General features: G+C 59.4%; 13 protein-coding genes and 1 tRNA gene. 8 read left to right on the plus strand and 6 right to left on the minus strand.

Features of this window, described 5'->3' with window-relative positions:
* Positions 1-28 precede the first annotated feature (28 nt).
* From DEM27_RS04720 to DEM27_RS04740, 5 genes are all read right to left on the minus strand, one after another.
* Entirely contained in the window at positions 29-886 is an 858-nt protein-coding gene (locus tag DEM27_RS04720) for a branched-chain amino acid ABC transporter permease (RefSeq protein WP_109457056.1), read from the minus strand.
* Entirely contained in the window at positions 873-1,601 is a 729-nt protein-coding gene (locus DEM27_RS04725; RefSeq protein WP_109457057.1) for an ABC transporter ATP-binding protein, read from the minus strand. The genes DEM27_RS04720 and DEM27_RS04725 overlap by 14 nt, the downstream gene beginning before the upstream one ends.
* On the minus strand, positions 1,598-2,326 hold the full coding sequence (locus DEM27_RS04730) for an ABC transporter ATP-binding protein (RefSeq protein ID WP_109457058.1): 729 nt from the start codon (positions 2,324-2,326) through the stop codon (positions 1,598-1,600). The genes DEM27_RS04725 and DEM27_RS04730 overlap by 4 nt, the downstream gene beginning before the upstream one ends.
* Positions 2,327-2,455: 129 nt before the next feature.
* Entirely contained in the window at positions 2,456-3,754 is a 1,299-nt protein-coding gene (locus DEM27_RS04735) for an ABC transporter substrate-binding protein (RefSeq protein WP_109457059.1), read from the minus strand.
* A gap of 68 nt (positions 3,755-3,822) precedes the next feature.
* Positions 3,823-4,641, minus strand: coding sequence for an SDR family NAD(P)-dependent oxidoreductase (locus DEM27_RS04740; RefSeq protein ID WP_109457060.1), 819 nt, complete (start codon positions 4,639-4,641; stop codon positions 3,823-3,825).
* A gap of 316 nt (positions 4,642-4,957) precedes the next feature.
* Between DEM27_RS04740 and DEM27_RS04745 the strand changes: the two genes are divergently transcribed.
* From DEM27_RS04745 to DEM27_RS33850, 3 genes are all read left to right on the plus strand, one after another.
* The gene (locus DEM27_RS04745) at positions 4,958-6,577 is read left to right on the plus strand and encodes a XylR N-terminal domain-containing protein (RefSeq protein ID WP_109457061.1); all 1,620 of its coding nucleotides are present in this window, start codon (positions 4,958-4,960) and stop codon (positions 6,575-6,577) included.
* Between the two features lie 172 nt (positions 6,578-6,749).
* A tRNA-Glu gene (locus tag DEM27_RS04750) sits at positions 6,750-6,824 on the plus strand.
* Positions 6,825-7,238: 414 nt separating this feature from the next.
* Positions 7,239-7,394, plus strand: coding sequence for a hypothetical protein (locus DEM27_RS33850; protein ID WP_165823348.1), 156 nt, complete (start codon positions 7,239-7,241; stop codon positions 7,392-7,394).
* Between the two features lie 15 nt (positions 7,395-7,409).
* On the opposite strand, the gene DEM27_RS04755 is transcribed toward DEM27_RS33850, so the two are convergent.
* Complete coding sequence (locus tag DEM27_RS04755; protein ID WP_109457062.1) at positions 7,410-8,462, minus strand: ABC transporter permease; 1,053 nt, start codon at positions 8,460-8,462, stop codon at positions 7,410-7,412.
* Positions 8,463-8,826: 364 nt separating this feature from the next.
* Between DEM27_RS04755 and DEM27_RS04760 the strand changes: the two genes are divergently transcribed.
* From DEM27_RS04760 to DEM27_RS04780, 5 genes are all read left to right on the plus strand, one after another.
* On the plus strand, positions 8,827-9,840 hold the full coding sequence (locus DEM27_RS04760; protein WP_109457063.1) for a sugar ABC transporter substrate-binding protein: 1,014 nt from the start codon (positions 8,827-8,829) through the stop codon (positions 9,838-9,840).
* A 63-nt stretch (positions 9,841-9,903) separates the two neighbouring features.
* Positions 9,904-12,036 (plus strand): ABC transporter permease, encoded by a 2,133-nt coding sequence (locus DEM27_RS04765; RefSeq protein ID WP_109457064.1) that lies wholly within the window; start codon positions 9,904-9,906, stop codon positions 12,034-12,036.
* 24 nt (positions 12,037-12,060) lie between these two features.
* The gene (locus tag DEM27_RS04770; RefSeq protein WP_109457065.1) at positions 12,061-13,146 is read left to right on the plus strand and encodes an SMP-30/gluconolactonase/LRE family protein; all 1,086 of its coding nucleotides are present in this window, start codon (positions 12,061-12,063) and stop codon (positions 13,144-13,146) included.
* Positions 13,146-14,651, plus strand: coding sequence for a sugar ABC transporter ATP-binding protein (locus DEM27_RS04775; protein WP_109457066.1), 1,506 nt, complete (start codon positions 13,146-13,148; stop codon positions 14,649-14,651). Before DEM27_RS04770 ends, DEM27_RS04775 begins: the two co-directional genes overlap by 1 nt.
* An 8-nt stretch (positions 14,652-14,659) precedes the next feature.
* Positions 14,660-14,974 carry an NIPSNAP family protein gene (locus tag DEM27_RS04780; protein ID WP_109457067.1) on the plus strand — a complete coding sequence of 105 codons (315 nt, stop codon included), beginning with the start codon at positions 14,660-14,662 and terminating at the stop codon, positions 14,972-14,974.
* Positions 14,975-14,983 lie beyond the last annotated feature (9 nt).

Here is a 14,983-nt window from a genome sequence, read left to right on the forward strand (position 1 = left end):
AGAAGCGGCAAACGCTTGGGTCATGGCTTCAACCCTTTCCCAGAAGGCCCTGCGGACGCAGGGCGAGGATGGCCAGAAAGACGAGGTGGCCGGCGAGGATGCCGAAGCCGGGGTCGATGCGGAAACCGATCGACTGGCTGATGCCGAGCGCCATGGCGCCGAGGAAAGCACCCCAGATCGAGCCCATGCCGCCGATGATCACCGCCTCGAAAGCGTAGATCAGCTGGAAAGCACCGTCGGCCGGCGCCACCGTCGAGCGCAGCGACTGGAAGACGGCGGCAAAGCCGAGGATGGCGACCGCAATCGCCGTCGCGCCGGTATAGACCGTCTTCGGATTGACGCCGGTCAGGGCCGCGGCCTCGACATCGGCGGAGGCGGCACGCAGCGCCCGGCCGAAACGGGTCGAGCGCAACACGACGTCGAGCCCGCCGGTCAAAACCGTCGCCGTCAGCAGCACGATCACCGGCAGGACGCCGACGAAGAGCGGCCCGAGCTGGAAGGAAGCATGCACGATGGCACCGCCCTCCAGCGAGCGGGTATCGGCCGACCAGATCTGCAGCATGGCGTTCTGCAGTGCGATCGACAGGCCGAATGTGGCGATCAGCGACGGCAACGGATCGGCGCCGACGACGCGGTTGAGGATCAGCCGCTGCAGGATGACGCCGATGACGGCGCCGAGCACCACGAGCACGACCAGCACCGACCACGGCCCCATCGAAAAGGTGCTCGCCAGGCTGATGCCGATCAGCGCCAGCAGGATGACCAGGTCGCCATGGGTGATGTTGACGAGGCGCATGACGCCGAACATCAGCGCCATGCCGAGCGCGTATTGGGCGTAGAGACCGCCGAGCAGAATGCCCTGGATCAAACCGTCAAGCCACTGCATGGGCGCCTCCGAAATAAGCTTCGCCGATCGCCTCGCGCGAAATCTCGGCCGAGCGGCCGGTGAGGCTGACGCGGCCTTCGAGCATGCAATACAGCCGGTTGGAGGTGGCACGGGCGAGCCCGATATCCTGCTCCACCAGCACGATGGCCGTGCCGGCCTCGCTGATCGACGGCAACGATTGATAGATTTCCTTCACCACCTTCGGCGCAAGGCCGAGGCTGATTTCGTCGCAGAGCAGCACGCGCGGCTGGCTGAGCAGCGCCCGGCCGATCGCCACCATCTGCTGCTGGCCGCCGGACAGGGACTGCACCGGCACGGCCTGTTTTTCCTTCAGCATCGGGAACAGTCCGTAGAGACGCTCCAGCGTCCAGCCGTTGGCGGCAGGACGGCCGGCATGGTCGATGGCGACGCGCAGGTTGTCGATCACCGACATGCCGACGAACAGGCGCCGGCCTTCCGGCACGATCGCCACGCCTTCGGCGACGATGCGGTGCGGCTTGGTTCCGCCGACCGGGCGACCGTCGAGCTTCACCATGTCCGGAGCGACGCGCAAAAGACCCATGATCGACTTCAGCAGCGTCGACTTGCCGGCGCCGTTGGCGCCGATCAGCGCGACGATCTCGCCGGCGGCAATCTCGAAATCGATGCCGTAAAGTGCCTGGAAATCGCCGTAGCGGGCAACCAGGCCATGTGTGGAAAGCAGCGGAGCGCTCATGCCTCGACCCCCATATAGACCCTTCGTACCTCCGGGCTCTTGATGACGTCCGACGGCACGCCCTCGGCGATCTTCTCGCCGAAGTTCAGCACCATCATGCGGTCGGCGACGGCGAGCAGCGCATGCAGCACGTGCTCGATCCAGACGATGGTGACGCCGCTGTCGCGGATGCGACGGATGAGCGTGACCAGCGCCTTGCCTTCCTCGTCGGTAAGCCCGCCGGCGATTTCGTCGAGCAGCAAAAGTTTTGGCGAGGAGGCGAGCGCACGCGCCAGTTCCAGCCGCTTGCGGTCGAGCAGCGTCAGCGACGCCGCCGAGCGGTTCGCCTTGTCGGAAAGCTCGCAGGCGCGAAGAATTCCGGCACAGCGCGCGTAACTGTCGGCCTGTTTCTCGTTGCTGCCGAAGAAGGCGGCGACGAGCAGGTTCTCGAAGGTCGTCATGCCGACATAAGGGCGCGGGATCTGGTAGGTCCGGCCGATGCCGATCTTGCAGCGGCGATGCGGCGGCTGGCCGACGAGTTGCTGCCCGTCGAACATCAACGTACCGCCGTCGACGCGCGTATCGCCGCTGATCAGGTTGAAGAGTGTGGTCTTGCCGGCGCCGTTCGGCCCGACAATGCCTAAAACCTCGCCGGCGCCGACCGAAAAGCTCACCTCGTGCAGGACTTTTAATGCCCCGAACGATTTGCTGAGGTCGCGCGCTTCAAGTAGTATGCCGTTTGTCATGCTCCTCCACCCCGGCACTGTGGCCGGTGGCGCGGTCGTGCCGCGACTTTTTCGTCATTCGCCTACCGTCCGCCCCAGCCCGATCGCGTCGGGCCGGGGCGTGTCGTTTCTGCCTTCAAGCGAGGTCGGTCAGGCCGACCAGGGCAACGGGACGATCTTGCGTTCCGGTTCGAACAGCTTGTTGACGGTGTTGTCGACGATCTTCAGGTCGTAGGGCCACTTCTCGCCCTTGACCCATTGGCCGCCGAAGATCGGCGTGGTCGCGACGTTGGCATGCGGACCCTTGGCGAAATTGACCGGGCCGATCAGCGTCTGGATGTCGGTGGCGACAATCGCCTCCAGGTTGGCGGCGCGGTCGAGCGGGTTGGCGGAGCGCTTGAGCACGTCGATCGCCACTTCGAGAAGCGCATGGCTGTAGCCCAGCGGCTGCGTCCACTGCTTCTTCTTCTCGGTTTCCCACTGGTCGGCGAGATCGCGGCTGACCTGGCCGGTCAGCGTCGACTTGAACGGGAAGGCCGGCGTCCACCAGACCTCGGAGGACATGCCGTCGCCGAGCGACCCCATGGCTTCGACACCCGAGGCGAAGAGCAGCGCTGCCGCAACCGTGATCGCCTTCGGCTTGTAGCCCTGCTGGGCGCACTGGTTGACGAAGGTCTTCAGGTCGGCCGGATAGGCGATGCCGCCGATGATGTCGCAGTTGGCTTCCTTGAAGGCGGTGATCTGCGCCGAGAAATCGTTGGTGCGCGGCTGGAAGAAGCCCGGAACGACGATCTCGAAACCGGCCTTCTTGGTCGGCGCCGGCAGGCCGTAGTCCATGTTGCCCCAGGTCTCGCCATCGGCATTCTGCGGGAAAAGCATGCCGACCTTGCGGTTGCTTTCCAGCGTGTTCCACAGGCCGACATAGGTGTTCAGCGCCTCGTCGAGGCCCCAGAAGAAATGGTAGGTCCACTTGAACGGCGCATCCTTGCCGCCGCGCGGGAAGATGACCGCCTGCCACGGCGCGCCGGTCGAGATGCAGGGGCACTCGTTGAGTTCCGCCTGGTCGGAGGCGGGGCTGACCGTATCGGTGGTCGATGCCGGCAGCAGCAGGTGCACATTCTCGTTGAGAATGAGGTCGCCGGCCACTTCGGCCGACTTGTTCGGATCGGACTGGCTGTCGCGGACCAGGAACTCGACGTCGTAATGTCCGGCTGCCGTTTCCAGGCCGCCCTTCAGCTGTTCCCTGACCTTTTCGAGCGCCCAGCCATCGGTCTCGCCGAAAAGAGCCAGCGGCCCGGTCGCCGGCGTGACGACGCCGATCTTGATCGTGCCGGCCGATTGTGCCCGGGCAATCATCGGCGCGCCGAGCGTCGAGGCGGCAAGCCCGGCACCCAATCCCTTCAGCACCGTACGGCGCGAAGGCGTCCACAGACTGTTCTTCAATTCCATGATGTTTCCTCCCTCTAGAGTTCGATCGCCGGCTGCCGGTTCCTCCAACCGCAACCGACGCCATTCCTTCACTTGATGCGGTGCATCGCCCCGCCGTCGATGACGATCTGGCTTCCCGTCACGTAGGACGAGCAGGGCGAGGCGAGATAAAGCGCCAGCCCCTTGATGTCTTCCGGATCACCGATCCGCCCGATCAGCGACTGCTGTTCGAAGGCGAGCCGATCCGCCGGGATCCTCAGCCGGCCGCCGGCGATGTTGGTCATGAACGGGCCGGGCGAGATGCAGTTGATGAGAATGCCGGACTGCCCCAGTTCCATCGCCATCTGGCGCACGAAATGATCGACGCCGGCCTTGGCAGGCATGTAGGGCGTGCCGACGATCGCCTCGTTGATCTGGGCGGCGATGGACGAGGTGACGATGATACGGCCGCCTCCCGTCGCCTTCATGTGGCGGGCAGAATGCTTGACGGTGGTGTAAACCGAGGACAGGTTGACCTCGATCACCCGGTCCCAATGATGATCGTCGAGGACGTCGATGGCGCCTGCCTCGATGCGCTCGCCGGTGGTCGACAGGAAACCCGGCCCGGCATCGATGCCGGCATTGGCGAACACCACGTCGATCTTCCCATGGCGCTCGGCCACGGCGTCGAAGGCGGCTGCCATGGCGGGACGATCCGAGACATCGACCAGCTGGCCCCACACGTCCCCTCCACGTCCGGCGATTTCCGCCGCAACCGCATCGAGATTGCCCGCATCCATGTCGAAGATGCAGACACGCGCGCCGTTGTCCGCCATCACTTCCGTGTAGGCCCGTCCTATGCCGCTCGCGCCACCGGTCACAATGACCGACTTTCCGCGCACGTCGAACATATCCTGTAAGCTTGCCATTTTTCCTCCTGCACCGCCCCGGGGCGGCATGCGCGGGCCTTGGCCCGTACCCCTCCGTTCTGCCTCGCCCTCCCGGCGCTGCAGAGTTGGTTCATTAAGAGGAGAAATGCCGACTGGCTGTCAAACGCCTCCAACTGGCATTTCGCAAATTTTTGACGACAGGGACCAACCATTTGAAATCAAACATTATTTTTTCTTCTTTTGTACAGATTGTCGCACTTGCCAGCGGATCGACATGCTGAAATGATAAAATCGCTTCATGAAATAATGAAATTGCCATGATCCGGGCGAAGCGGTCCGCAGGGAAGGGAAACAGATGCAAACATTGTCAGAGCCGTCAAAAATGCTCGACCGCGGCGGCGATCCGACCGTGCGCCAGCTTCTCTCCAACCTGGTCTTCAACCCGAACGACGGAACGATCCGGCTGAACGGCGCGCGCATAGTCATGCAACGGGCTTCCGCGCTTTCGGACCTGCGGCGAGAGCTCATACGCCTCCTTGGAGAAAAGGAGGCCCGGGTCTTTCTTCTGCGGCTGGGCTTCATGGCGGGCCGCGCGGATGCACGCTTCGTGCGCACCGGCTGGCCGAATCTCGACACCGGCGACGCCTTTACCGCCGGCACGCGGCTGCACACGTTCAGCGGCGTGGTGCGGGTGGAAACGGTCTTCAACACCTATGATTTCCGCAGGAAACGTTTCTCCGCCGAGTTCCTCTGGCACGATAGCGTCGAGGCCGCCGAGGTCAGCAGGACCCAGCTTGCCGCCGAGCCGGTCTGCTGGACCCAGCTCGGTTATGCCTCGGGTTATGCCAGCGAATTCTTCGATACGCTGATCGTCTACAAGGAGGTCGAGTGCGCCGCGCAGGGGCACAATCATTGCCGCGTCGTCGGCAAGCCGGCCGACGGCTGGGGTGCCGACGATCCGGAGGCGATCCTCTTCCGGGAACGCATCGATGTCGCCGAGGATATTCGCCCGGCCCAACCGCTGCGTGGAGCGGGAACGGCACGCGCCGCCGAGGCATCGCTCTCCGACATGGAGAGCCTCGTGCTGATGCCGGTGCGCAAGAAGCTGGAGCGGCTGGCGACCATGACACTGCCCGTCCTCATTACCGGCGCGCCGGGCACGGGGCGAGGCAGTGCCGCACGCTATCTCCACCGCCTGTCGGGATTTCCCGCCAGCGACACGCGCCGGATCGTCGGCATGCAGGTCGACCTGGCCTTGTGCGCCGCCATCTCGCGCCCGGAAAAACACGCACGCCGCACGTCCTCGCGCGAAATCATCCTGATCGACGCCGTCGAAACCATCCCTGCCGAGATCCAGCCGCATTTCGCCCAGGCAATAGAGGAAGGCATTGCCCTGGGCGGGCCGCGCATTGTCGCCGTCACCGACGAGCGGTGCGTGGCAGAGGCGCCGGGGCCGCTCCGGGAACTGCTATCCGTCCTCTCCCCCCTGACCGCCCGCCTGCCGACGCTGGCCGAACGGGAAGGCGAACGGGCAGCGCTGGCGCGCTCGATGCTGCCGGCACTTGCGGCACGCATGGGCCTGGAACCGGCCTGCTTCGAGGCCGAGGCGGAGGAATTGATCGAGGCGGAATGCTGGCCTGGCAATTTGCGCCAGATGCGCCACGTCCTCATCGCCGCACTCGACGCACGGACGGATGACGAGGCGATTTCCGCCGCCGAGATCGAAACCCAGCTGGCGCGATTCGCCACGGTTTCCGCCAACGGCGGAAACCCGCGCGGGGATTCTCCTCCCGCCCCCGACAGGCTGCTGGAGTCGGAAGGTTTTTCCCTCGGCACTTTCGAGCATAGCCTCTACGAGGCGGCCATCGACCGCGCGCAGGGAAACCTCTCCGCCGCCGCGCGGATGCTCGGCCTGACGCGGGCCCAGCTTGCCTACCGCTTGGAAAATGCCCCGCCACGCAAGACGGGCGATTGAAAAATCAGGCGCGCACGATCGTAAGATGCGTGGTTTTCCGCACTCGACCGCCCTTTCGGCGGGTGGAAACGAGGTCATCCACAAGCTGCGAAAAAATCTGCGGAATCCGCATTTTTTCCGTTTGCCCCGCTTGCGGCCCGGCCCGGTCCTGACTATAAGGGCGCCACAGCACGCGCCCTTCGTCTATCGGTTAGGACGTCAGATTTTCATTCTGAAAAGAGGGGTTCGACTCCCCTAGGGCGTGCCACTTCGATTTCACCCGTCAATGATTTCAACGCCTTGCGACTGCAGTTGTTGAACCGGGCATCAAGGTTAGCCAATTTTTATTGTCTGTCCGTTCTCATGCGGTTCCTTTCAGCTTCGCAATTCGCTCTTGGCGAGCAATTTCCTGTTCACGACGTCCACGTCGGTCTGAACTTCAGTAAGGTTCCTGTGGCCGGTGATTGCCATGATTCGGATACAGTGCCCCCGCCTCTGCAAGACAACGGCAAGCTGCCTTGCCAAGCCCGTGCGGCGATCTGTGAGCCGGAAGCCCCGCCGTCCTGGCGGCTTCGACTATCCGGTTCGTGAACGCTTTCTCTGATCGGGCCGCGCCCTGCGCAGCAATAATCAGGTTCGGGTGGTTGTGCTTGATGCTCGCCAGCACCTTCCGAAAATCAGAATGAATAAGGATATTCAATTCCGTCTGGTCGCCGCTCTTCCTCGTCGTCAGAACGATGCAATCGCCCTGAATGTGCTGCCGTCCATCGACGTCGCACTCAAATCATATTTGATTCTCAAGGGAACAAATCTTTTGCCCTTTCAGACCGATCCCTAAGGCAAACGGTTCTGATTACTCGCCCTGTCTGGCGGTCTCCTCATTGCGGGGATGCAACCGGTTATCAAGAACGATGGCAGCAAGAAGAACGAGGCCGCGTGCGACGTTTGCCACGTCAATGTTAACGTTCATGATGGTGAGGCCATTGAGCAGTGTTCCGATGAGAAGCGTACCCGCAACTACGCTGAACACGCTGCCCCGGCCACCTGTCAAGCTTACGCCTCCAAGGATGACGATCAAAATGACGTTAAAAATTAGCTGGGAATTCATGACGTCGGCTGAGATCGTACCCAGCGATGATATATAAAGAATACCGGCTAAGTAACCGATAAAAGATGACGCAATATACTCGGCAATTGTAACCAGCCTAACTGGGATGCCGGTCATGCGGGCAGTCTCAGGATTGCTGCCATGAGAGTAAACATACAGGCCAAAAACTGTGCGGGACAGCACGAAGTGCATCAGAACTGCCACCGCAACAAACATCACCACGGAAATTGGCAGTCCCCACAGCTTTAGATTCCCGGCCCAGGCAAAAAACGTCGCTTCAGCGGGAACATACGCCATCGCCTCGCCGCCTTGCACGAAATAGCGGAGCATGCCGTAGGCAAGGATATTGGTGGATAAGGTTGCAAAGATCGAAGGAATCTCCACAAAGGCAACCAAATAGCCGTTCACCAAGCCAATAAGCACCGCGACAAGGAGTCCCGCTGCCAAGGCTAGCGGTACGACATAGCCAGAACGCACCGCGACAATGGTAACGATTGCGCCCGATGCCATCGAGGCGATCTGCGCAAGATCAAGCCCACGTCCGATGACTACGACCATGGCTCCAAGCGCAAGAATGCCTAGCTGAGCGACACCCTGGGTGAGCGCGACCATGTTTCCCAGCGTTAAGAAGCCCGGCAGCTGTCCGCTGAAACCGATAAACATAAGCATCGCTACCGCGAGCGCTATTTGCTCCTGGCTGGGTTTCCAGCGCCGACGATGATCAGATTTCTCAACGAGGCCACGGTCGTATGTCGCCAAAGCCGCGTTCTGGCTTGCCCTGTTCAGCTGTGTAGACATGCTTCCCCTTCCGATTCCGCCTCAAACCCAAATCATGCCTTTACCTTCAAGTTAGCAACGCCGATGCTGGCCTTCGCCTCAGACCACAGCACATATGAGAAGCTTTCGCCGACCAACCGTGCAACTCGGAATACGCTGCTGTTGGCCGTTTCAGCCTTGCAAAGCCAATGACAGGGGCGTCACGAAAGTTGCACCCGCAATCATCTGTCGGCGTGTGGTTTCTTCCCAAGACCAGGGGCGAAGTTACTCGGATCGATTGAAGATGTTAGCCCTGAAATACCGCAGCGGCTGAGAAGTTGCCAGCGTGGCAAGTGGAGGAACTTGCTGTTTGCATCGGCCGATTGCGGCCAGAGGAGGATGTGAAATGAGAAAAATCATAGGCTTGCTGATTGCTGGCGTGATCGGTTCCGCAGTGCTTGCGGGACCTGGCAATGCACAAAGTCCGGGGTGGATCAAAAGCGCGGAGTTTGAAAAGCAGATTCAGGATACGCTGAAGGGCAAAAAGGTAGCTTGGCTTCCGGAAAGCCTGTCTTTTTCGCTTGTGTCCGAATGGACCCGCGTCATGAAGGAACAATTCGAAAAGGACGGCATTGAATTCATCGTTCGCGATCCCAACGCCGATCCGCAGCGTGGTTCTGAAATCCTTTCAGCATACATCAATGAGAAACCTGATCTGCTTCTCATTCACAATCCAAATGTTCAGCTTTATGCGCGTCAACTTGAGCAGGCTACACAGGCAGGCATTCCTGTTGTTCAGGTGAACATGGTCTCCAATTTCAAAACCGATGCGTTTATCGGCGTCAACTCGGTCGAACTCGGCCGACTTGAAGCCCGTCGCGTAGTGGAGCTTTGTAAGGGTAAGAAGGTCGCCTTGATGAAGGGGTCCGTGACGTCCTCTTATTCGCTGGACATCACGGCGGGCGTCAAAGAGGTTCTCGCCGAGCATCCGGATATCGAGCTTGTCAGCGAACAAACTGCCGGCCTTTGGGATCCTAAAGGCGCCTACGACGTGGCGACCACCGTCATCCAGCAGCACCCGGATCTATGCGCCTATATGGGGCAGTGGGAACCGATGGATGCAGCGATCGCTAAGGCGGCCGAGGCTGCAGGTAAAAAGCCTGGTGACATCAAGATTATGACCGTCGGCGGCGGCGATCCGATTGCCTGCGAATACATCAAGAACGGAATGTTCGATACCTTCTTCGACTATCAGTCGACACTTCAGGGGCAGGAATACGTCGATCTCGTCAGGACTGTCCTGCAGCAGCGCGCCGCCGGCATTGACACGGCGGCCGCACGGATTGGCATCTTCACGCCCATCAAGCGGGTGACCAAGGAGACGATCGCGGAAGGCGATTGCTACAAGACCAATCAGTGACATCCTTTCGGAAGCGGCTGGAGACTATGTCTCCGGCCATTCTTGCGAAATCCGGAGACGAACATGACTGCGCATATCGAGCAGGCCCCCTTGGTGCGTCGCGTTTTTTGGCGTCTTGCGCCGACCAGGCTATTCGCTGACCTTATATCCAAATCGTGGATGGAATCGGTCATTCCATTTGTGCTGTTCGTAGGCATCTTCACCTATCTCTACATTGCCAACCCTGCCTTCGGTACAATCGGCAACCTGCAATCGATCTCGGCGTCCTTCTCGGAATTTGCCTTTCCTGCCATCGCTGTCGGACTGACATTGATTTCAGGCGGCATAGATCTCAGTGTGGGCGCCATTTTCGCCCTCGTGGATTTCGCTGTCCTGTTTATGATCGGCGTATGGGGTCTGCCAACGTGGCTTGCCATCCTCCTTGCCATAGCACTGGGCGGCGTCATCGGTGCTATCAATGGCTTCTTGATCGGGTTCATGAAGACCAGGCCGGTGCTAACGACCCTCGTGGCACTGATCATCTATCGCTCGATATTCAATCTCATCACGTTGAATTACAGTGAAGAGCTGGCGGTTATCTATATCGAAGACCCGACCTGGAACTTTATCGCGACCGGCCGCATCCTCGGCGCCCCGGTAAGTGCTGCAACGCTGGTCATCTTTGCGGTCGTAGCCCACGTCATTCTTCGCAACACCAAGCTTGGATGGCGCGTTGCCGCCGTCGGATCAAGCAAGAAGGCGGCGCGCCATGCCGGGATCAATTATCCGCTGGTACTGTTCCTGACCTATTGTGGTGCAGGCATGGTGACCGCACTTGGTGCCATATTCTATGCCGCGCGCTTGGGCAGCGTCGCAGGCCCGACGGGGCAGGGACTCGAAATTCAGGCCCTGTCTGCCGTTGTAGTTGGCGGCATAAGTCTCGCCGGTGGGCGCGGAACCGTAGCCCGTGCCGTCTTGGGCGCAGCGATTGTCTTTCTCATTCAGAACGGACTGACCAATATAGGCCTGCCGGGATATTTTACGGCAGGGATACTGGGATTTGTCGTCATTTTGGCCGTTGGCGCCGACATCCGCTGGGAGAAGAACAAAGGCAAGGCAATCGAGAAGACGCTTGTCAATCCGATTGTGTTCAGCTTTGCCTCGACGCCTGACACGTCACCCGGGAGTCAATCGCCACTCGCACTGAATGATCGCCTGAAAGATGCCGAAGGCCTTGCGGTTGGACTGATCGAAGGTCCGGAAGACGTGGTCGTTGACAGACTGGGCCGCATCTACACTGGCGAACGACAAGGCCGCATAATCCGCTTTTCACCGCCCTATTTCAATGAACGGGAAGTATTCGCCCGCATTGGTGGGCGTCCACTCGGACTGGTATTCGATAAAGACGAAAACCTCATAGTTTGTGTGGCAGGGATGGGTCTGTTCCAAGTCGACCAACAGGGAAAAGTGGAGAAGCTAACCGACCGGACGACTCGAAATTGGCTTTCGATTTTGGACAACTCTCGCCTGCGTATGGCTGACGACCTCGACATTGCACCTGACGGGAAGATCTACTTCAGCGACGCGACAGATCGCTTCGACTTGCACGACTGGACTTACGACAGCCTTGAGGGGCGCGGGAATGGCAGGCTTTGCGTATACGATCCTGCGACCAAAAAGACACGCACGATCTCGCATGGGCTGAATTTCGCGAACGGTATATGCCTTGCTCACGACGGGCGGTCTGTCTTCGTGGCGGAGACCTGGGCAGCACGCGTACGCCGCTATTGGCTCGAAGGGCCGAAAAAAGGTAAACTGGAAGTCTTCCTGGACAACCTCGCCGGCGTACCAGACAACATCAACCGCGCTTCGGATGGCACGTACTGGATGGCCTTTGCCGGAATGCGTTCGCCGATGTACGATATTTCAATGCGACATCCTGGTGTCAGATTGCGGATGCTGAAGCAGCTTCCTCGCGATGAATGGCTTTTCCCGAGCATGAACCACGGTTGTCTCGTCAAGTTCGATGAATCTGGCCGCATCCTGGAGTCCTACTGGGACAAGAAGGCAGAAAAGCATCCGATGTTGACATCGATGCGCGAGCACAAAGGCTACCTTTATCTCGGCGGCCTGGAGAACAATCGGATTGGCCGTATTCAACTACCGGATGCAGATCAGAACTGGACTGCACACGACTCCTACTGGGGCAAGAGCTAAGCCGTCTGCAATCGGAGGAAACAAATGGGCATCTTTTCGAGATTGCTTGAGTTCGCGGGCATCCAAAAGGCGGAGTATGATTTTATTCCCAGCCTGGAAGGACCTTGGGCCCCTAACAATATGTTGGAGGCAGCCACAGAGCTTTTTATACCCTCATCTTCGCCAGATATGGTCGCGGTGGAAGGTGATGGTGACCTGCTCGTCACGGCAGGGAAGGAACTTTACCGTGTGGCGGCCGGTATACCCTCGCTAGTCAGAGCGTTTCCAGGCACTCTGACAACAGTCTTCCCAGATTCCGACGGTAGCCTTTGGCTTGGTTGTGAGGGACACGGCTTGCTCCAGGTTGATCGAGTAGGCACGGAGATTCAACGTAAAACGGAAGTGGCTAGCGTCCAGCTAAGCTGTATCACCTCACTGGTTCGTCACCATGACGGAACCCTGCTTATCGCCATGGGCTCGCGCCAGAATGGAGCAGAGGACTGGATCCACGATCTGATGGGTCGTGCCCGCTCCGGCTGTATTGTGGCGCTCTCAACGTCCGGTGAACGGGTGATCGCCACGGGTCTGGGCTGGCCTTCAGGGCTTGCTCTTGATCATCAGGGAAACGTGTGCGTTGCCTTGGCCTGGAATCATTGCCTTCAGCGTTATGGGCTCAACGGGCGTCTTCTGGACCGGCCCATACCTAACCTTCCAGGGTATCCGGCACATGTGAGCCGTGCCAGCGACGGGCACCATTGGATGGCGTTATTCGGCATGCGTACGCAACTTATTGATTTCATTCTGCGCGAAGATGAGTTTCGCGCGGATATGATGCGCAACGTAGATCCCCGGTATTGGATTAGGCCGACGTTGCTGGCCGAAGACAGCTACATGGAACCACTGCAGGGCGGTAGCATTAAAAAGCTCGGTATCACGAAGGCTTGGGCACCACCGCGCTCGTATGGTTTGGTCGTCGAACTGGACGAGAATTTCCTCCCACTACGTTCCTTTCACAGCCGGGTTGGTGGAAGGCATCACGGAATAACGTCCGCAGTCAGATCCGGCAATCAGCTTTTGGCCGTGGCCAAGGGGCCGGGCATCCTGCTGAGTATCGAACTGGAGGGCAAGTGATGGCAGACGCATCTCAAACACCTGTTGTTGAACTGACCGGTGCGACCAAACACTACGAGGGTGTTCCGGCTATCGAAAGGGTCGATTTCACTCTTTTTCCCGGGGAAGTACATGCCCTGCTTGGTGAAAACGGCGCCGGCAAATCGACGCTCTGCAAGGTCATTTGTGGCACGGTTGGCCTTACCTCGGGCACAATGGCCGTGCATGGCCAGCCAGTTGATTTCAGAAGCCCCTCCGATGCCCTTAACCAGGGCATTGCAATGGTCTACCAGGAGACCAGCCTCGTTCCCACAATGACAGTGGCCCAGAACATTCATCTCGGCCGCGAGCCATTTTTTTCCGTTTTCCGAAACCTCAACATCCGCGCACAACTGCTTTTGCAGTCGATGAATTTTCACGTTGATCCTACGGCACTTGCATCAACGTTAGGGACAGCGAAGCGGCAGATGATCGAGATTGCGCGCGCGGTTTATTTCAATGCCAAAGTCATCATCTTCGATGAGCCGACCGCAAGCCTTACTCCGGAAGAAACTCAACACCTTTTCACGTTGATCCAGGACCTTCGTTCTCAGGGAGTCGCAATCATCTACATTTCGCATGCGCTTGAGGAAGCTCTGTCGATTTCTGATCGGGTTACCGTCCTGCGCGATGGGAAACTTGTCTCGACGCAATCGACAAGCGGCCTTTCCCGGGACACGTTGGTGCGGATGATGGTCGGGAGACAGTTAGGTCCTCAACAGCGCGACCAAGCGGCTCGCGCGCCGAAGCCCCGCGGCGAAAAGATCCTGAGCGTTGAGAACGTCGTTTCAGGGACCATGGTGAAAAACATGTCATTTTCAGTCTACGCTGGCGAGGTCACGACGATTGCCGGCCTTGTTGGATCCGGCCGCACCGAAATTGCCAAGGTTATCAGCGGTGCCATGAAACGACGTCGTCTCCAGGGTGGAACGATCACGTTTAACGGGAGGGACGTCCGATATCGCGTTCCCGCACAGGGGGTCAACGATGGCATTGCCTACGTGACGGAGGACCGCAAGGAAAACGGTCTTTTTGAAACGATGTCGATCGATGAAAACATCTACGTCGGCTACATCGCCAAAGCGAAACGGCGGCTGCTGACATCGAAGAAGGAGAGGAAGGCACTCGCTGAAAAGTGGATCAGCACGCTTCAGGTCGCGGCCATTCATCGCCGCGCCAAGGTCGTGGAACTTTCCGGCGGCAATCAGCAGAAGGTCGTGATAGCCAAATCGCTGGTGCAAAACCCCCAACTTGTCATTTTCGATGAACCGACGCGGGGCGTTGATGTCGGTACGATCGAGCAGATACACGCCCTCATCAGAGAACTTGCCGCGACAGGAATAGCTGTCGTTGTCATCTCCTCGTATCTGCCTGAAGTCCTTGCGGTATCCGACCGGATTCTCGTCGCCCGGCAGGGGCGCATCGTTGAGCAGATCCCCGCCGACGGTGCGACGGAAGAGCGGATTATGTGGGCGGCAATTCACTAGGACAAACAATGATCATTGAAGAACGTACCTACTCACTCCAGGTGGGCAAGACCAAACAGTACCTGGCGATGGTCGAGGCGGAGGGGCTGGCTATCCAGCGGAAGTTTCTTGGCCAGCTTCTCGGCTATTTCACCACCGAAAGCGGCTCGCTGAACCAAGTTGTACACATCTGGGCGTTTGAAACATTTGAGGACCGTGCCGCACGACGTTCGTCGCTTTGGGCTGACGCAGAATGGCTGGCCTACGCCGAGCGCATCCTCCCGCTGATCGAGAAAATGGAAAACCGGTTTCTGATTCCGACGTCATTCTCTCCCATACAATGAAAAGTGTGA

Origin of the sequence: Rhizobium album, assembly GCF_003122325.1 — a bacterium.
In the GTDB taxonomy this organism is placed as follows: Bacteria; Pseudomonadota; Alphaproteobacteria; order Rhizobiales; family Rhizobiaceae; genus Metarhizobium; species Metarhizobium album.